Annotated in this window: 1 rRNA gene; it reads left to right on the top strand. The window is 54.5% G+C overall.

Annotated elements, in window-relative coordinates:
* A 23S ribosomal RNA gene (locus FQ755_RS17220) occupies window positions 1-255 on the top strand; the annotation flags it as partial.

The following is a 255-nucleotide window of genomic DNA, read 5'->3' as shown; positions in this document are numbered from 1 at the left end:
CCTCCAAGGCTAAATACTCGTGATCGACCGATAGTGAACCAGTACCGTGAGGGAAAGGCGAAAAGAACCCCGGGAGGGGAGTGAAACAGATCCTGAAACCGCATGCATACAAACAGTCGGAGCCTCGCAAGGGGTGACGGCGTACCTTTTGTATAATGGGTCAGCGACTTACATTCAGTGGCAAGCTTAACCGATTAGGGCAGGCGTAGCGAAAGCGAGTCCGAACAGGGCGTTCAGTCGCTGGGTGTAGACCCG

Source organism: Paraburkholderia sp. BCC1885, from assembly GCF_900996235.1.
Classification (GTDB): Bacteria; Pseudomonadota; Gammaproteobacteria; order Burkholderiales; family Burkholderiaceae; genus Paraburkholderia.
This window is presented reverse-complemented; position numbering and strand designations above follow the sequence as displayed.